Source organism: Ezakiella peruensis (assembly GCF_900215725.1).
GTDB lineage: Bacteria > Bacillota > Clostridia > Tissierellales > Peptoniphilaceae > Ezakiella > Ezakiella peruensis.
Genome location: NZ_LT962469.1, coordinates 285,924 through 303,300 on the forward strand (window position 1 = coordinate 285,924; position 17,377 = coordinate 303,300).

The 17,377-nt window shown below is 36.3% G+C and carries 15 protein-coding genes and 2 tRNA genes; 11 read left to right on the top strand and 6 right to left on the bottom strand.

Annotation, left to right across the window (positions count from 1 at the left end; all coding sequences use genetic code 11):
* Nucleotides 1–373: 373 nt before the first annotated feature.
* Entirely contained in the window at nucleotides 374–1,030 is a 657-nt protein-coding gene (locus tag CUU59_RS01420) for a YdjY domain-containing protein (RefSeq protein ID WP_099950240.1), read from the bottom strand.
* Between the two features lie 209 nt (nucleotides 1,031–1,239).
* Between CUU59_RS01420 and CUU59_RS01425 the strand changes: the two genes are divergently transcribed.
* Nucleotides 1,240–2,916 carry a zinc-ribbon domain-containing protein gene (locus CUU59_RS01425; protein WP_099950241.1) on the top strand — a complete coding sequence of 559 codons (1,677 nt, stop codon included), beginning with the start codon at nucleotides 1,240–1,242 and terminating at the stop codon, nucleotides 2,914–2,916.
* A gap of 181 nt (nucleotides 2,917–3,097) precedes the next feature.
* Here the strand turns inward: CUU59_RS01425 and CUU59_RS01430 are convergent.
* The 5 genes from CUU59_RS01430 to CUU59_RS01450 all read right to left on the bottom strand — a co-directional run bounded on the left by CUU59_RS01430 (nucleotide 3,098) and on the right by CUU59_RS01450 (nucleotide 7,034).
* Nucleotides 3,098–3,173, bottom strand: a tRNA-Thr gene (locus tag CUU59_RS01430).
* Nucleotides 3,174–3,212: 39 nt separating this feature from the next.
* On the bottom strand, nucleotides 3,213–3,749 hold the full coding sequence (locus CUU59_RS01435) for an ImmA/IrrE family metallo-endopeptidase (RefSeq protein WP_169922816.1): 537 nt from the start codon (nucleotides 3,747–3,749) through the stop codon (nucleotides 3,213–3,215).
* Nucleotides 3,750–3,773: 24 nt separating this feature from the next.
* Nucleotides 3,774–4,178 (bottom strand): helix-turn-helix domain-containing protein, encoded by a 405-nt coding sequence (locus tag CUU59_RS01440; protein ID WP_075573990.1) that lies wholly within the window; start codon nucleotides 4,176–4,178, stop codon nucleotides 3,774–3,776.
* A 138-nt stretch (nucleotides 4,179–4,316) separates the two neighbouring features.
* Nucleotides 4,317–6,722: an InlB B-repeat-containing protein gene (locus CUU59_RS01445; protein ID WP_099950243.1), complete on the bottom strand. Its 2,406-nt coding sequence runs from the start codon at nucleotides 6,720–6,722 to the stop codon at nucleotides 4,317–4,319.
* Between the two features lie 236 nt (nucleotides 6,723–6,958).
* Nucleotides 6,959–7,034 (bottom strand) — tRNA-Lys (locus tag CUU59_RS01450).
* An 85-nt stretch (nucleotides 7,035–7,119) separates the two neighbouring features.
* On the opposite strand from CUU59_RS01450, the gene pepT reads away from it, so the two are divergent.
* The 10 genes from pepT to CUU59_RS01500 all read left to right on the top strand — a co-directional run bounded on the left by pepT (nucleotide 7,120) and on the right by CUU59_RS01500 (nucleotide 17,336).
* The gene (gene pepT, locus CUU59_RS01455) at nucleotides 7,120–8,334 is read left to right on the top strand and encodes a peptidase T (protein ID WP_099950244.1); all 1,215 of its coding nucleotides are present in this window, start codon (nucleotides 7,120–7,122) and stop codon (nucleotides 8,332–8,334) included.
* The gene (locus tag CUU59_RS01460) at nucleotides 8,324–9,904 is read left to right on the top strand and encodes an ABC transporter substrate-binding protein (protein WP_146036055.1); all 1,581 of its coding nucleotides are present in this window, start codon (nucleotides 8,324–8,326) and stop codon (nucleotides 9,902–9,904) included. The genes pepT and CUU59_RS01460 overlap by 11 nt, the downstream gene beginning before the upstream one ends.
* A 59-nt stretch (nucleotides 9,905–9,963) precedes the next feature.
* A complete protein-coding gene (gene arcA / locus CUU59_RS01465) occupies nucleotides 9,964–11,163 on the top strand; it encodes an arginine deiminase (RefSeq protein ID WP_099950246.1) in 1,200 nt (399 codons plus the stop codon).
* A 260-nt stretch (nucleotides 11,164–11,423) separates the two neighbouring features.
* Complete coding sequence (locus CUU59_RS01470; protein WP_099950247.1) at nucleotides 11,424–11,840, top strand: DUF4418 family protein; 417 nt, start codon at nucleotides 11,424–11,426, stop codon at nucleotides 11,838–11,840.
* Nucleotides 11,821–12,495: an ABC transporter ATP-binding protein gene (locus CUU59_RS01475; RefSeq protein ID WP_099950248.1), complete on the top strand. Its 675-nt coding sequence runs from the start codon at nucleotides 11,821–11,823 to the stop codon at nucleotides 12,493–12,495. Before CUU59_RS01470 ends, CUU59_RS01475 begins: the two co-directional genes overlap by 20 nt.
* Nucleotides 12,492–13,694: an ABC transporter permease gene (locus CUU59_RS01480; protein WP_099950249.1), complete on the top strand. Its 1,203-nt coding sequence runs from the start codon at nucleotides 12,492–12,494 to the stop codon at nucleotides 13,692–13,694. Before CUU59_RS01475 ends, CUU59_RS01480 begins: the two co-directional genes overlap by 4 nt.
* A gap of 238 nt (nucleotides 13,695–13,932) precedes the next feature.
* Complete coding sequence (locus CUU59_RS01485; protein WP_099950250.1) at nucleotides 13,933–15,324, top strand: TlpA family protein disulfide reductase; 1,392 nt, start codon at nucleotides 13,933–13,935, stop codon at nucleotides 15,322–15,324.
* A gap of 165 nt (nucleotides 15,325–15,489) precedes the next feature.
* A complete protein-coding gene (locus tag CUU59_RS01490; protein WP_099950251.1) occupies nucleotides 15,490–15,870 on the top strand; it encodes a GntR family transcriptional regulator in 381 nt (126 codons plus the stop codon).
* Nucleotides 15,863–16,726, top strand: a complete 864-nt coding sequence (locus CUU59_RS01495; protein ID WP_099950252.1) for an ABC transporter ATP-binding protein — start codon at nucleotides 15,863–15,865, stop codon at nucleotides 16,724–16,726. Before CUU59_RS01490 ends, CUU59_RS01495 begins: the two co-directional genes overlap by 8 nt.
* Nucleotides 16,707–17,336: an ABC-2 transporter permease gene (locus CUU59_RS01500; RefSeq protein WP_075573983.1), complete on the top strand. Its 630-nt coding sequence runs from the start codon at nucleotides 16,707–16,709 to the stop codon at nucleotides 17,334–17,336. Before CUU59_RS01495 ends, CUU59_RS01500 begins: the two co-directional genes overlap by 20 nt.
* Nucleotides 17,337–17,377 lie beyond the last annotated feature (41 nt).

The window sequence follows — 17,377 nt, forward strand, 5'->3', positions numbered from 1 at the left end:
GGTGTTTTTTGATTAGATTGAAAATTGTAAAACATTAAGAAGTTTCCTAATAGCAAAATAACTATAAGTAGGATTTTAAAAATTTTAATGGATAGGGGGATATAAAATGCATCCCTGAGCTCGAAAGCAATCCTGTTAAATTTCCCCATAATAAGTGGAATTAAAAACACAAGGTCCATTAAAATTAAAAATTTTAAGCTTCTAATGTTTTTTAATTTTAAAAAGAGAAAGGCAATAATAAACACTCCATAGCATACATATCTGGAATGAATCCTCATATCCATCCAAAGGCTAAGGGAAATCAGACACGACGCCAGGGAGTATATTATTATTGAGTAAGTCAAATATCCAAAGATATTTTTAACTTTCTCCATTACTTAAGTGTGTAAACTATAGCGACAGCTTGTTTGTCATCAGGACATTTGTCGTGGTTTACTTCGAATGAAACTTCTTTTGTTTCTTCAATTGCTCCTAGTGGGTAAGTAGCGTTACTTGTGATACCTACAAAGCAAGAATCAAGACAGGTAATGCAGCCTGTGTTAAATTCTTTTGAAGCATCCATATTGCCTGAGAACTTGATGTCGAGTTCCTTTCCGTTTGAATCTTTTAGGAAATCGTTTAGATCGATTCCGTCTTCGTTGCCTTCCCAGTAGAGAGTAACTTTAAATGAGCTACCTTCTGAAAGAGTTGTGGCAGCGTTTTCTGCAGTCATATTGTTGCCAGCTTCTCCGCCAACTTCTTCTAGGGCCTTGGAGAAATCTTCAGGGCTAACAAATGATTTGAATAGAGCCATGTCAGCGATTTTTCCTCCGCTATAAATTGCCAAGTGTCTGGTTGGTTCAAATTCAAATTTGCCATTGAATGTGCTGTAAATTGTAACAGTTTTGCCGTCCTTGTCTACCTTTAGTGGACTTTCTTCTGTCACACCCTTTAATGCTGATGCATCTTTCTTGCCTGCATCATTTTTGCATCCAACAAAAAGTGAGCATGCAAGTAAAATGCATAGGCTGATAATTGTAAGTTTTTTCATAGTAGTTCCTCCTTTATAAAAAACTTCACTTACATTATACACCTTTTACATTATTTGTAAAGTACATCATACTTATAAAAAAAATCTATAGAGGAACAAATTCTGATCATATAGATTTAATAGATTTATATTTTGTAATTTATATTGCAATATAGATTTGCTTTGGCTATAATAATACATATATTAATAAGTATTTACAGGAGGGACTTATGTGGTGTAAAAATTGCGGCAGTGAAATTGAGCCAGGGGCAAAATTTTGTACCAACTGCGGAATGAAGGTGGATGATAATCCGCAAGGATCAATAAATGAAAGCCGGGTTACAGTTGATCAGGCTCCGGTGAAAAAATCTAAAAATTCAAAAGTTATTTTTGGGGTCCTAGCGGGAGTTTTAATCTTGGCTCTTGTTGGATTTGTAGGTTTTAAATTTTTAAATCCAAAGCTATCTGCTGATAGAGCTGAAGATTTGACAGAGGATTTTTTTGAAAGATATTTTAATTCTGAAACAAGGTCGGAAGCTTTTGATTATTTGTCAGCAACTGCTGATTTAAATTCTTTTATCTCTGCAGATAATCTAAAAAAATCTGAAGAACTTTTTGACAAAGAAGATGGCAAAATTAAATTTGACCTGGAAGAAGTAGCCGAGAGCTTTGAAATAGAAGATGACTGGGCGACTATGGATTTTAATTTAAATACATCCGTATCAACCAGCGAATTTTCAGATAATATTAACGTAGAATATCTAAAAGATGGCAGAAAATGGAAGATAGATAAGATCTCTGGCCTAGATGATTGGGTAGAGAATAAACCATCTGTAGAAAAACTTCTGGAAGTTGCGGAGAATTTTTTAAATGAATGCAATAACGCTTGGGAACTAGATGAAATACAAAGCATGGCTCAAAGCAAAAAAGCAGACGGTGGAGCTATTGAGGGGATTCAGACCTATGAAATCCAAAATATAATTGATTCAGATGAAAGCTTTGAAGGCAAGCTTAATATAGAATTAATTGCTGAGCCTGCAGGTTTAAAAGTCGACGCTGACAAAACAAATTTAGATGTAGATGTAAAATCTTTTGCTGGTCAAAAAGAGTATGAGGACCAACTGACATTTGTCTTTGTAAAAGAAGGGGACGATTACAAGGTCGCTGATATCAAAGGTTATGAAAACTGGCTCAGATCTAAGCTCGTTAATGTCAATAGCTGTGAAGCACTTGATTTTTTCCACCAAGCTGCTAACTCTTATTTTGCAGGCGAGCAAGTGGATTATGATATATATCTAACCAAGGATAGTCCTTTAAGAGATTTTTTTGAATCTGAAGATGTAGAAAGTTATTTTGAGGAAAAAGAGGATACAGTAAACTTTTTATCTGTAGATTTTCCCAATCCTGGTATAGAATATAATGACGACGGATCTGCTGAAGTTTTTCAACCCATGAACTTTTATACTCGCAGGGGGACATTTTCCTGGGCCATGCCCTTTATTATAAAGCTTGAAGATGGCAGGGTAAAACTCCATGAGGCTCCTGAATTTAAAAACTTTTTGAATTTGATTCCAAGCGCAAAAAATTTTAAAAATATCATTGAAACAGCCTTTACTGACTTGTATGTAAATTACGATCCAGCAGGTTTTGATTATTTCACTGGTGAGGTGCAACGCTATATGCCGTCCTCGGCTAAAATAAAAGAGGATATGGAAGAAAGCGGTGAAATAGATGGAGTAGAGGTAGAAATAGGAGACTATTCTATTATGCGCTATGCAACTCAAATAGATGTACCGATTACATTGACCCTTATTGGCAAAGATGGATTTAGAGATAGCTCAATCGCAACAGTAACTTTCCAAGTTGATGCTGATGAGACGAGATGGTTGATTGCCGACATTTACTAATATAATAGAATAGGTATTAAGAAAGATGCAGGCAAATAGCTTGCATCTTTTATTTTTTGTTCACATTACGTTCACATTACGTTCACAGTAGAGGTTATTTTTGGTTAATTTTGTGTCCACTTATTGCGAAATTAGAACAAATAAAAACCCGCCCTGGAATTTAATCCAAAGCGGTATTATTTGGTGCTGACGAGAGGACTTGAACCTCCGGCCTGCTGGTTACGAATCAGCTGCTCTACCAACTGAGCCACGTCAGCTCGATTACCAAATTATTTTAACAGATTTAATTTAAAAAATCAATCGTCAATAAAATAGTCGTCGCTGAATTCGCTGGCCCAATTTTCAGCTTTTTTGCCGTCGATATTTCTAAAGAACTCATTGTTGTTGGACAAGTCCAATTGAGGGATTAGTTTCATCTTCATAAGCTCTTTTAATTTTATAATCAAAAGATTTTCGTCCACGCATTCCAAACTTGCCATCTCGCTGATACTTTTGCCTTCTTTTAGATAATCTAAAATATCTTGGTCGGCAAGCAAAAGGTGGGCAGCAAAAATATTGGCCTCCACCTCTTGGGCGTTTCTAAAAGTAAAAATCTGCTCGGCATTTAAATCGTCATCACTGTGATAGTATTCGTGGCCGAGCTCGTGGGCAAACATCATCCGGAGGTGGTTGTCGTCCAACTTTTTATTGTAAAAGACATATTTATACCCTAAGATAATTTTAAACATGCCGAGAAGCTTGGTGTCCTCGCTAAAGGCCTTTACATAAACGCCGCGCTCTTGCAAAATGGTCTGCGGATCACGGGTCCCGTGAAATTCAATTAGCTTATTCACATCCTCATAAATTTTCCTGGCCAATTAGAGCTTGCCTTCTTTCTTTTTGCGTTCAGTTTCCCTGTGCTTGGCATCATAATAGGCTTCTTCAATGGTGTCAAGAACGGCTTTTTTATCTTCTAAGGTCAAGTCTCCGCCTGCAAAGAGTCCAATAACTCCGTTTATAAGTTCGGTTGCCTCTTGCATGCCAATCTTGCCAAAATCGTTGTGGGCTTGAAAAATAAAGGACTCTTCGTCTGTGAGCAAGTAGTTTACATTCACATCAAAAAGCTCGCTTAGCTGATTGTATGTTTCGCGTTTGCGGGGTCTGATGTTTTCGTTTTCATAGGCGCAGATCGTTCGCGTGCTCATGCCGATCATATCGCCCAATTCTTGCTGGGTCCAACCCTTGGCTTCTCTTAATTTTCTAATTTTAACTCCAAATCCCATTTTATCCTCCTTAATATATAATTAATATTGAAATAACGAACTCCAACTGCATTTATCTTAGCATATTTGAAATTAAAATGCAAGTTAGAAAATTTTTTAAACAAAAAAGCTCCAATTTTTCTTGGAGCTCTTGTAATATTAATTAAGGGAATTTATTAATTTATAAATTATATTTGCAAACTCAGCCCTGGAGATTTCTTTTACGACTACTTGCTTGCCTTCAAAAGAAAAATCCATAAGTTCGAGTTCAAGCATCTTTATAATACCATCTCTATTCCAATCGGAGAGGAACTTGTAATCGTCCTTGTTGATTGAATTTATATTAGAGGTTTTTAATTCTAATTTTTCAATTGCCCTTGCAAGGATTACAGCTAGTTCTTCATTTGTAATAGATTTATTTGGCTTAAAGGTCTTGTCTTTGAAGCCTTTAACTAGGCCTTTTTCGTTGGCCCAATTAACAGCAGTGTAAAACCAATTTGTCGGACTAACATCCGTAAAGTCGGATGGGTTTACATAAGTCTTGTCATTTGCAAGTCTGTATAGAACTTGGTCTACCATAGCACGGGAGATGATTGTATGTGGGTCAAAATTATTTTTGCCAGTTCCAATGAGCACAGACCTGTTGGCCAGGTCGATGATGGCCTCTTGGTAGTGGCCAGGCAGATCTCCTATGTCAGAAAAATATGAATTTAAAATGGCTTCAGGTATAGTGACTTTTTCTTCGATTGTTTCTTCTTTATTTTCATCCTTTGTTTTTTCTTCGTCCTTGTCATCTTTATTTTTTGCAATATCAGAAGAATTATTTCTATTTGAATTTAAATAATCGTAATTTGGATGCCAGTAGTAATCGTAGTAGTCATAATTGTAATCGTATGAAGGCCTGTTATTTTTATTTGGATTATCGTCTATATCAGGATTCTTTTGATCGTCAGAATCTTTATTGTCTTCTGGCTTTTTATCGTCATCTGGATTTTCTTTTTCATCTTCGCCAGGTTCTTCAGTTTCGCCAGGATTTTCATCTGGGTCTTTGTCATCGCCAGGCTCTTCAGTTTCGTCAGGATTTGGATTTTCTGTTTCTATTTTATTCCATCTTGCATATAAAGTAAGATTGGATTTTATAGGACTTGAAAAATCAAATTCTTTTTTAAATTCAGAATCAGTGTACCAACCGTCAAATTCAAAGCCTTCTCTTGTTTCTATTTTAGGCTCGGCCGCTTGTGAATCGAATTCAACATTTTGGTTTGAAATTTCTTCTCCTTCAAGCACAAATGATACAGTATATTTTTTCTTTTTCCATCTTGCATATAAAGTAAGATTGGACTTTATAGGACTTGAAAAATTAAATTTATTTGTAAATTTAGGATCAGTATACCAACCGTCAAATTCAAAGCCTTCTCTTGTTTCTATTTTAGGCTCGGCCGCTTGTGAATCGAATTCAACATTTTGGTTTGAAATTTCTTCTCCTTCAAGCACGAAAGATACAGTATATTTTTTCTTTTTCCATCTTGCATATAAAGTAAGATTGGATTTTATAGGACTTGAAAAATCAAATTTACTTGTAAATCCAGAATCAGTGTACCAACCGTCAAATTCATAACCTTCTTTAGGATCTACTTTAGGCTTGGTCGCATTTGTATCAAATTCAACCTCTTGATCTTTTATATCCTCTCCTTCAAGCACAAAAGATACTTTATACTTATCAAAAATTTCCTTTTCCCACTTGGCAGTTAAAGTAGTATCCTCGTATACTTTACTAGTGGGTAGAGTGAAGACTTTATCTCCATCATACCAACCTAAGAATTTATATCCGTCTCTTGTTGGGTCTTTTGGTGATTTTTTAACCCATTCACCAAATGACGCTTCTATAGTAAAATTATCTTTACCATTACCTGGGACGAATGTTACAGTCAACTTTTTCTTTTTTACCAGAAACTCTACGCTAATAGAATTAACATCAGCGTTTTCAAGATGTTTTTCTTGTAATTCTGGAACATCATTTAGTGATTTGTAATCATAGCCACTTACCCTAAATCCATTTATATCATAAACTTCTGCAAATGTATAAACTTTTCCAGTTCTAGGATTTTTATAATCACTTACCTTATTATCAAACAAATTATAGAAATCTTTTTCAAGAGTTGGCATTTGAGGGTTTTCAACACTCACATAATTGTTAAGACGACCAAGGTATTTAGTTTTTGAATCTTCATTTTTGTAGAAATAAATATTATATTTAACTAAAGATATATCTGGGTACAAAGTAATATTATTTTCTATAACAGTATTATAATCAAATCTATTTTTAAATGCTGCGTCGGTAAACGTACCATAGTATGAATAGCCTTTTTTAGATAACAATTTTTCAGTATCAGCACTTGTAATTTTACTGCCTTTTTTGATAGTCATAGTTTTTCCATCTGCATACTTACCTTCAAAGCTAATGGTCACCATATCATCGCTGGGGTCTGCCGCTTTTACTATAGATGGTAAAAACATACCTAAAGTCATCAGCCCACAAATTAAGTAAATTAATAATTTCCTCATAATAAATTCCTCCGTCTTATAATATTCTATGTATTTATCTTAGCAAAAGCTCACTTTTATTTCAATAGATTAAAGAGGCTTTTAAATAAAATTTTACATCTGTCTTATATAATAGAAGGGAATTTTCTTTGCTTGAACTTTCTTTTTTAATGGTGTAAAATAAATTTGTAAGTTTATGACCTAAGCCTTGTAAGTTAAAAATAAAAAAACGCCATGATACTTCATAGCGTTTCGAGTGGTGCGCCATCAGGGACTCGAACCCTGGGCCCATTGATTAAGAGTCAATTGCTCTACCAGCTGAGCTAATGGCACGCGTTATTTAACTCATAGGTGATATTATAGCACGATTATTTTTAAATTGCAAGTGTTTTTATAAAAAAATTAGGAGGATTTTAAAATGGATTTACAAAAACAAGTTGTTGAACGTTTAATCAAGTATGCAAAGATTTACACAACATCAGACGAGGCTAGCGAAACTGTCCCAAGTACCAAGAGGCAATTTGATTTGGCCAATGTTTTGGTCGAAGAGCTGAAGGCTTTTGGCCTGGAGGGAAGGGTTGATGATAAATGCTATGTATATTCAAAACTTCCAAAGAATACTGATGGCCTGCCAGCTATTGGTTTGATTTCACACATGGACACAGCTCCAGATATGACTGGAGAAAATGTTAATCCGCGTATAATAGAAAATTATGATGGAGGGGACATCAAGCTTGACAAGGATGGCAAATTTATTTTGTCTCCAAAGGATTTCCCAGAACTCGCCGATAAAAAAGGCAAGACTCTGATTGTAACCGACGGGACAACCTTGCTTGGCTGCGATGACAAGGGCGGTATTGCGGAAATTATGACCGCCATTGAATACTTGATAGCAAATCCAGATATCAAGCACGGGGATATTTTGATTGGCTTTACTCCTGATGAGGAAATTGGCAGGGGAGCCGACTGCTTTGATGTTAAAAACTTCGGTGCAGATTTTGCCTTTACAATTGACGGCGGAGCTATTGGCGAGCTCGAATACGAAAACTTTAACGCAGCTACTGCCATTGTAAAAATCCAAGGTAGAAATGTTCACCCAGGTTCTGCCAAGGGTAAGATGAAAAACTCCTTGATTATTGCCATGGAATTATTTAACATGCTGCCTACTTTTGATAGACCAGAATTTACTGAAAACAGAGAAGGTTTTATCCACTTAAACGATTTGAGCGGAAATGTGGATGAGACTCAAATGGTCTTTATAATTCGCGACCACGACCGTGATAAATTTGAAGCAAAAAAAGCTATGATGCAAAAGGTTTGCGATTTTATCTGTGACAAGTACGCAATTGAAATCGACCTTGATATGACAGATAGCTATTACAATATGAGAGAAAAAATCGAAGAGGATATGACCCCAGTTGACATGGCTATAAAGGCCATGGAAGAAGCTGGAGTTGAACCAAAGATCGAACCTATCAGAGGTGGCACAGACGGGGCCAGACTTTCATACATGGGTCTGCCTTGCCCAAATATTTTCACCGGTGGCTACAACTACCACGGTAGGTTTGAATACGCTGTTGCAGAAGAAATGGCAAAGGCTGTTGAGGTGATTTTAAAAATTGTTGGCAAGTAAAAAAATACTTCTTATAATCCTTAGCCTGTGCTTGTTGGCAACTGCGTGCTCGCCAAAGCCAGAACCAGTGGCTACTAATCCACACCAAGAGGACAGGGAAATAAATATTGAAGTCATGGAGACTGAAGCAATAGACAAAGACCTCTTGCAAGTCTTGACCAATGGCATAGATGGAGTTTTTAATCCACTTTTTGCAATGACCGAAGGAGACAAGACCATAAGTCATTTGATGTTCTTGCCCTTTATCGGCATGAAGGCAAATATGGAAGTAGATCCACAAAACGGCCTGGTATCTTCAATGACCAGAGAGGGTTACAGTTTGAGTTTTACTATCAGCGATGACGCAAGATGGTGGGACGGCAATCCTGTAACTGCAAATGATATTTATTTTTCGCTTAGGGTCATCCTTCACCCAGAATACTCGGGAGAAAAAAGAAGGGGAGAGCTCCTTTATATTGACGGGGCCAGGGACTACAATAGTGGTCTGGTCAGCGGTATAAAGGGCGTAGAAGTTATCGATGAAAAGCATTTAAAAATAAATTTTGATAATTTTCAAGATTCTTTTTATTACGCCTTGGACTTCAGACCAATTCCCATCCACTACTATCAAGGGGCGAGGATGAACGATGTTAGAAGGCTCAACTCGAAACCCTTGGGCAATGGACCCTATAAGCTCGCAGACTGGGAGAAAAACAATTTTGCAAACCTTGAGCGAAATGATGACTTCAAATACCCAACCAATATAAAACAAGTTTCCCTGAGAGAATTTTCAGAAGAAAATATAGTTCTAAATATGCTTAGGGGTCATATAGATGCGGCCAATATTTACAATGATTTGGAGGCCCTGAACCAAAGCCAAATTCAAAAGAATTTTGAAAAAAATTCCGCTACAGAAAATGAGGTTATCCTCCTTAGGATTTCCAATTACAATGGCATGGAAGATGAAGCCAGGCGGGAACAGATCATTGATATATTAAAAGATTATAGGCCGGGGACGGGAATTAAGTTTTCCAATTCTTTAATAAGTCATACCAACAAGGCTTTTTTTGACATGGATTATGAGGACAAGGAATTGGAGAAAAATTCTAAATCCATTCCACTAAACCTGGTTTACGAGGACAATCCTTATATCAGAAATATTGCCCAAGACTTAAAAGACTTATTGTCAGATAACGGTTACATCGTAACTTTAAATGGGACTTCTCCATATGACCTTATAAGTACATCTAGAAAGCTCATAAATTCAGGCAGGAGTGTTTTAGTCTTAAATTCCTTTAAGCACGGTTATATGCCGGATTTTTCCCGCGAGTTTTCAAGTACGGGCGATGGCAAATATCTCTTCCACGATTTGGATTTTGACGAGGAGATATTTGCGTTATTGGTGGATAAAAGATCTGATCTCAAAGATGCTTACAAGCTCTTGTGCACGGAAATAAAAAATAATAATATTGCCATTGGTTTTGGAAATCCAATCACAAAGACTTACACCAGAAAGGCTTTAAGAGGATTTTTGAACACAGAATTTACAGACTGGTTTGACCTGGCGGTTTGGGATATGTCCTGGGAATAATTTGGACATATTAAATCCATATGCTATAATAAAAATATAAATTAAAACAGGAGGAAGAAATGATTAGAGTTTTTTCAGAAACAAAGCCTCTGGAAGAGGTAATTTTGCACAGACCTGGCAAAGAGCTTTTGAATTTGATGCCAGATATGCTAGAAGAACTTTTGTTTGACGAAATTCCTTATTTGGATAAGGCCATCGAAGAGCATGATGCTTTTGCAGAAATTTTTAGGAACAATGGGGTAAAGGTCCTTTACCTTGAAGATTTAGCTGCCGAAGCTATCAAGGCTGGCGATGTTAAGGAAGACTTCATAGATGAATTTATAAAAGAAGCCCATGTCTTTAGGGATGACGAAGTAAAATATCTAAAGGACTTTTTAAAGGAATTAGATGAAAATGAATTGGTCATAAAGACTATGGAAGGGATTAGACGCGAAGATATGCCAAAGGCAAACGGCGGCAGGCTAACAGATTTTGTGGCTAGAGATGATTACTTCTTGACCAAGCCAATGCCAAACCTATACTTTACACGCGACCCATTTTCATTGATGGGAACAACAGTTTCCTTAAATAAAATGTGGAGCGATATTAGAAATCGTGAAACTATTTACGGCAAATATATATTTAAACACCATCCTGATTTTTTGGGCACTGAATTTGTTTATTATAGAGATGAAAAATTTTCTATCGAAGGTGGAGACGAACTAATTCTAAATGAAGATACAATTGCAATTGGCATTTCACAAAGGACAGACGCCAAGGCCGTTGAAATAATTGCCGAAAATATTTTGAAAAAAGGCGAATTTAAAAATGTACTCGCTTTTGTAATTCCGAAGAAGAGGGCTTTTATGCACTTGGATACAGTTTTCACCATGATCGATGAAGATGTATTTACGGTCCACCCAGAAATCGAAGGGCCACTTGAAGTCTACAGGATGACTTTGGATGGGTCAAATGTTGTCGTGGATAGAATCGAAGGCAACTTGGAAGCAATTTTATCCAAGGCCCTTCACAAAGATCACATCAAGGTCATTAGATGTGCAGGCGGTAATCCAATTGACGCTTCACGCGAACAATGGTCAGACGGTTCAAACACCCTTGCCATTAAACCAGGCGAAGTAATCGTTTACGATAGAAACACCGTTACCAACGAAGTCCTCGACAACGAGGGCATCAAACTCCACGTTATGGTCTCAGGTGAACTAAGTCGTGGACGTGGGGGCCCAAGATGTATGAGCATGCCTGTAAAGAGAAGCTTATAATTTTTTAAATATAAATCTAAGTCAGCTAGTTTTTAAACTGGCTGATTTTTTTATTTGAAAAATGCTTTTTAAAATAAATTTATTTTGAAAATAAAAACAGAACGGATCCTAGGTTATTAATTTTACTAATAGCAAAAGCTTTGTTATAGATAATTTTTATTGGAATTGGCAAAATTTATGATATATAATTAGCTGTGGAAGTTTATTAATCAAGGCTGCCTGACAATTTACTTAGGCCGCCTAAAACATAGGAGGAAGAAATGAATAGGGATAGAATATTCGGAATTTTATTTATTATCTTGGGTTTGTTAATAATGTTAACACCAGGAAGCATAGCTCCAGTCTGCCCAGCTATGGCTGATGGCAAATTTATGAAATGCCATTGGATGGGCCAAGCGGTCAAGGGTGCAAGCGGAGTGATGACAGTACTAGGAATTATTTATGCGGCTACCTGCTGCAAAAAGCAAGTTTTCTTTACCCTTTCTATAGCAAATGTCTTGCTAGGAATCTACACAATTTTACTGCCAGCAAAATTAATTGGAGGATGCATGAATCCAGAAATGGCTTGCAGGGCAAAGACCATGCCTGTAATTTATATACTTGCGGGAATTTACACTGTCCTTAGTATAGTGACTTTGATTTTAAATAGGCGAAAACATGAGCTTAATCAAATGTGAGAATCTCTCCAAGGCCTTCTCCAGAGGTGGTAGAGATTTTTTTGCTGCCCAGGATATAAATTTTGAAGTAAGGCCAGGCGATTTTATAAATATTGTTGGCAAGAGTGGAAGCGGTAAGTCAACTTTGCTTTCGCTTATATCAGCTATCATAGACCCAACTAGTGGCAGGCTTATGGTCGATGGGCAAAATATTTTTGACCTCGATGACCAAGCCAAGAGTAAGTATAGAAATGAATTTATTGGCTACGTGCCACAATCTCTGGGGACCTTACCGACACTTAATGTCAGAGACAATGTCCGCCTGCCACATTTTCTTGCAAAGAGATCAGGTGACGGCATAAAAAGGGCAGAAGAGCTTTTAGATAAGTGCGGAATCCTGGACCTCAAAGATGATTTTTGCAAAAATTTATCTGGCGGCGAATTAAAGAGAGTTTTACTTGCTCGGGCACTTATGAATGAACCCAGAGTTTTGATTGCAGACGAACCAACATCCGACTTGGACTCCAAGACCACAGTTGAAATTATGGATATGATCAAATCCTTTAACGACCAGGGGACAACGGTTATTATCGTAACCCACGACAATGATCTGCTCCGCTATGGGTCAAGGCTCTTGGAAATGAACGATGGCTTTTTAAAAGAGGTGGTACTATGATACTAGATGCCAAGCAAATAGCTTTTAAAAATATACAAAACAAGGCCGCAAGGAGTACGTCTTTAATTATTTTAACGGCAATATTGACCTTCATTTTATTTTTGTCTAGCTTTTTAATTTTTTCTTTGAAAAACGGAATGAATTCCCTATCCGATAGGATGGGGGCTGACTTAATTGTCGTTCCAGAGGGCTATGATACAAAAATCGAAGGAGCCATCCTTCGCGGCGAACCAAATACTTTTTTCTTTGACCAAGAAGTTGCAGAGAGAATCAAGGGATTAAAAGGCGTAAAGATGTCGACTCCGCAATTATTTATTGCAAGTTTATCCGCATCTTGCTGCTCATTTCCCATTCAGGTAATAGGCATTGACGAGGAAAGTGATTTCTTGGTAAAGCCTTGGCTAGAAACTCAGGCAAAACTTCCGCTAGCAGATGGTAGCGCCCTAATCGGTTACAATGTAACTGGCGATGATAATGGGGATGTAAAGTTTTTCAACCAACACTTTGCCGTTGAAGCTAATCTAGCTAAAACTGGCATGGGTTTTGACAACTCTGTTTTCTTGAGCTTCAAGGAAGCCAGGCGTTTGGCCAAAGAATACGAAAAGGTTCTTGAAATTGAAGACAAGTATTCCGACAATATGATTTCCTGCGTTATGATTAAGGTAGAAGACGGGGTTGACCCTGTGCAAGTACAAAACGAAATCAGGAGGGAATTCTTGGGCGAAAAAGTTTATCCGCTTTTGGCCCAATCGATTTTGAGCGAGGTTTCAAATTCCGCCAAGTACATGACCAAGTACGTCTATATTTTAATCGCCCTTGTGTGGATTTTGGTCTTTGTAGTTCTCGCCTTGGTTTATTCGATGATCATTCGCGAACGCAAGAGGGAACTTGCAACCCTGAGAATCCTTGGAGCGACCAAGAAACACCTAAGGGATATTGTACTTTGGGAAATTATTACAATTAACCTATCAGGATCTTTGATTGGGTCCGTGTTAGGCCTAGCAGTTTCAATTTTATTTGGCAGATGGTTTAGCCAAAGTTTTAATATGCCATTTTTATCACCAAGTCCGGCAGTCTTTGCAATAATATTTGCATCTGTTCTTGCAATTGGAACTCTGATGGGGCCAATTTCTTCTCTTGCCTCTATAAAAAAGATGAACGAAGAAGAATTAGGGCTATTATTAAAACAAAATGATTAAAGCCTTGTTAATTTTCTAAATTTACCGGCTCATATCAATGTGGACCGGTTTTTTCTTGGTTAATACTATATTCTACGAATAGGGAATAGGAATTTTATATTGAGAAAGTCCTGTATTGATTAAGGATTATATTATTAGAATTATTTCATTAGCCTTTTTGTAAAAAAGTTTTTATAAATCCATTGCAATTAATTTACACGTTTGTTATAATAAAGCTATAAAATAAAAGGAGGTATTTATGAAAAGAGTATTATCACTAGTTCTTGCAGCTTTATTAGTTGTAAGCGCATTTTCTTTTGGCGTCCGCGCTGAAGGAGAAGAAATGGAAGTTTATGAGGGCTTTAAGATGGCAGACAGTTCACTGTCGATCAATGTTGATGGTAAGGAAGATAATTTAAAATTCTACTTACTTAAATGGATCGAAGAAGGAGAAGATGGTCCTAGCGAAAAGATGATGAATGTCATCAAACTTCGCGACATCGCCAAGGCTTTTGAAGGTACAGATGGCAAATTTGCGATCGCTTGGAACAAGAAAGCAAATACTGTAGAGATTACAAAGGGCGAAGAATATGCTGAACTTGGCACAGAATTTGCTCCTGTAGATTATGCTACAGCTAAGATTGAAAAATCAGAATGCAAATTTACTGTTGATGGCGAAGAAGTTAAAATCAATAGCTGGATTATCAACAAGGAAAACTATGTTCGAATTACTACTTTCACAAAAGCTATGAATAACTTCAGATATCGCCCAGATTTTAAAGACAACAGCAAAAACTACATTTCATTTGACAAGTCAGACATAGAAGATTTTGATATGGAAAAATACAATGAAATCATTGCCCAAAAAGACTTTACTGTAGTTTATAGCTGGGGTCCATGGTGCTATTGGTCAAAACTTTCCAGACCAAGAATGTATAAGTTACAAGAAAAAATTGAAAAAGAATATCCAAACGTTCAAATCTTTGGACTTGTAAACAATTACACAGACTACACAGTTGAAAACATCAAAGCTTTGGACGAAGGCAAAGATGTTCCTTGGACAGAAGTTGGCGGCACAAAAGAAGCCTACGAATACTTTGAAAAGGTCACAGATGGTGAAATGAACTTTTTCCCAAATATCTTTATTGTTGACAAGGAAGGCAAGATGGTCGGTAAAACCTTTGGAGAAACTTGGGACGTAGTTGAACAAGCTTATGCCGATGAACACGGCTTAAATGTTGAAGACGAATGGGAAGATGAAGTTTTCTTTGAAATGTATGATTCAATCTTTGATGCATTTATCGACCAAGTAAATGAACCACTTGAAACTGAAGAAAAGAAAGAAGAAGCAGAAGAAGCTGAAGAAGCAGAAGCTGTTGAAATCCTATTCCCAGAAATCAACGAAGAATTGTTGAAGGAATTAGAAGAAGGTAAAAAACCTTATCTATTCGTAGCTGAAGACTTGGTAAAAGAATATGTTGCCAAGGAAAATCCTGAAGCTAAATTCGAAATCAAAGAACAAAAAGAAGAAGGCGACCACATTATTTTCACAGTAGCTGTAGAAGGCAAGGAAGACGTCATGGTTAAACTCATGAAAAACCCTGTCAAAATCGGCGAAGAAGAAAAAGAAATTTGGGTTGTTATAAAATAAAAAGTTTTAAAGATGTCAAAATGGCTCGCGTTTAAACGCGGGTCATTTTTTATTGGCATAAATTTTATTAATTGTAAAAAATATTTCAAAAACATATTGACATGTTATAACTGTTATGGTATTATAATAACAGTTATAACAGATAAATAATTTAGGCGGTGGGATATGCATATTCAAATTAATAATTCAAGTGATGATCCGATTTATTTGCAAATTAAAAATCAAATCAAGGCGCAGATTTTATCTGGCGACTTGCACGTTGGCGATAAGTTGCCTTCGATTAGATTTTTAGCAAAAGAGCTTAGGATAAGTATGGTAACTGCTAAAAGAGCTTTTGATGAGTTGGAAATTGATGGCTTTATAGAATCAGTTCAAGGCAAGGGCAATTTTGTGGCTCAGCAAAATAAAGAGCTTATTAGAGAAGAATACCTAAGGAAAATTGAACTTAAGCTCCAAGAAGTTATTGACTTATCTCAAATTGCAGATGTATCAGGAGAAGAACTTCTATTTATGTTTAAATCTATCTTGGAGGGTAAATATGAGTGATTACGCTATTGAAATCAAAGGACTTACAAAGAAATTTGATGATTTTATCTTGGGTCCAATTAACCTATGCATCCCAAGGGGAACAATCGTTGGCTATATAGGGCAAAATGGTGCTGGAAAAAGTACGACATTAAAATTGCTTTTGGGACTGTTAAGGGCTGACTCGGGAGAAATAAATGTTTTGGGCAAGAGAGATCCGCAAAATATTACGGTTAAAGATAGGATTGGTGTTGTTTTTGATGACCTATATCTAGCTCAAGAGATGAACGCTATTCAGGTTGAAAAGTTTTGCTCCATGGCTTATTCAAAATGGGACAGGCAAAGATTTTTTGAATTAAAAGATCAATTTAATTTACCAGACAAAAAAATTATAAAAAATTATTCTAGAGGTATGAAAATGAAACTTGGAGTAGCCATGGCCCTATCTCACCATGCTGAGCTCTTGATTTTAGATGAGGCTACAAGTGGACTAGATCCAATTATTAGGGATGAGATTTTAGATATTCTCTTGGACTTTATGCAAGATGAAAAGCATACGATTTTAATCTCTTCTCATATTTTGTCAGATTTAGAAAAGGTTTCTGATTACATTGCCTTTATAGACAATGGAAAACTCTTCTTTTTTGAGGGTAAGGATGAATTAAAAGACAAGTATGCTCTATGTTCACTTTCTAATGAAGAGGCAAATAATCTTGATAAGTCAATAGTAGTTGGTAGGAGGGTCCATACTTTTGGTCAAGATTTGCTGGTCATAAGAGATAAGGCACCAGAAGGAATTGATCTTCAAAAACCATCCATTGAAGACATAATGATTTATTTTGTAAGGGGTGATAAAAATGAAAGCTCTAATTTATAAAGACTTGGCAACCTTAAAGAAAACACTGATACCTTGTATTATAATTTCATTTGTAGCTATTAGCTATGGAATTTACTCAAATGCTTTTCTGATAACACCAATGCTATGTGTTATGCTGCCCTTGGTTTTAAATTCCAGCTCCTTCGCTTATGATGCGGCCGCAAAGTTTGAAAGCCTAGCTTTTTCAATGCCAATAGCTAGGAAAGATTATGTGTTTAGTAAATTGTTTTTCCCAGCTGTTTTTGGAATATTTGGTTCTTTATTTATTTTTGTGACCCTTTATATTCAAAATAAATTTACTATTCCAAATATTATTATCATATCTTTAATCGTGTTAGCTATGGCAATCTTAATACCATCAATTCAACTGCCTTTTCTCATTAAATTTGGAGCAGAAAAAGGTAGGATAATCATGGTGATAACTTATGCTTTAGTTTTTGCGGGGTCTTCTGTATTGAAGGAATATATTCCTGGGATTTCAAGATTTTTTTCAGAAATAAGTAGGGGCTCCTTATTAAAATTAACACTAATAGTCCTTGGTATTTCTGTTTTGTTAATAGGTCTTACTGTCTTTATATCAATTAAAATTATAAATAAAAAAGAATATTAAAGGCGTGCCCAAGATTTATTTAATAAGTCTTGGGTCTTTTT

What these genes read in the sequence shown, in the direction of transcription:
- CUU59_RS01420 (WP_099950240.1), bottom strand. Translation starts at nt 1,030, where the DNA reads ATGAAAAAACTTACAATTATCAGCCTATGCATTTTACTTGCATGCTCA.
- CUU59_RS01425 (WP_099950241.1), top strand. Translation starts at nt 1,240, where the DNA reads ATGTGGTGTAAAAATTGCGGCAGTGAAATTGAGCCAGGGGCAAAATTT.
- CUU59_RS01440 (WP_075573990.1), bottom strand. Translation starts at nt 4,178, where the DNA reads ATGGGATTTGGAGTTAAAATTAGAAAATTAAGAGAAGCCAAGGGTTGG.
- CUU59_RS01445 (WP_099950243.1), bottom strand. Translation starts at nt 6,722, where the DNA reads ATGAGGAAATTATTAATTTACTTAATTTGTGGGCTGATGACTTTAGGT.
- pepT (WP_099950244.1), top strand. Translation starts at nt 7,120, where the DNA reads ATGGATTTACAAAAACAAGTTGTTGAACGTTTAATCAAGTATGCAAAG.
- arcA (WP_099950246.1), top strand. Translation starts at nt 9,964, where the DNA reads ATGATTAGAGTTTTTTCAGAAACAAAGCCTCTGGAAGAGGTAATTTTG.
- CUU59_RS01470 (WP_099950247.1), top strand. Translation starts at nt 11,424, where the DNA reads ATGAATAGGGATAGAATATTCGGAATTTTATTTATTATCTTGGGTTTG.
- CUU59_RS01475 (WP_099950248.1), top strand. Translation starts at nt 11,821, where the DNA reads ATGAGCTTAATCAAATGTGAGAATCTCTCCAAGGCCTTCTCCAGAGGT.
- CUU59_RS01480 (WP_099950249.1), top strand. Translation starts at nt 12,492, where the DNA reads ATGATACTAGATGCCAAGCAAATAGCTTTTAAAAATATACAAAACAAG.
- CUU59_RS01485 (WP_099950250.1), top strand. Translation starts at nt 13,933, where the DNA reads ATGAAAAGAGTATTATCACTAGTTCTTGCAGCTTTATTAGTTGTAAGC.
- CUU59_RS01490 (WP_099950251.1), top strand. Translation starts at nt 15,490, where the DNA reads ATGCATATTCAAATTAATAATTCAAGTGATGATCCGATTTATTTGCAA.
- CUU59_RS01495 (WP_099950252.1), top strand. Translation starts at nt 15,863, where the DNA reads ATGAGTGATTACGCTATTGAAATCAAAGGACTTACAAAGAAATTTGAT.
- CUU59_RS01500 (WP_075573983.1), top strand. Translation starts at nt 16,707, where the DNA reads ATGAAAGCTCTAATTTATAAAGACTTGGCAACCTTAAAGAAAACACTG.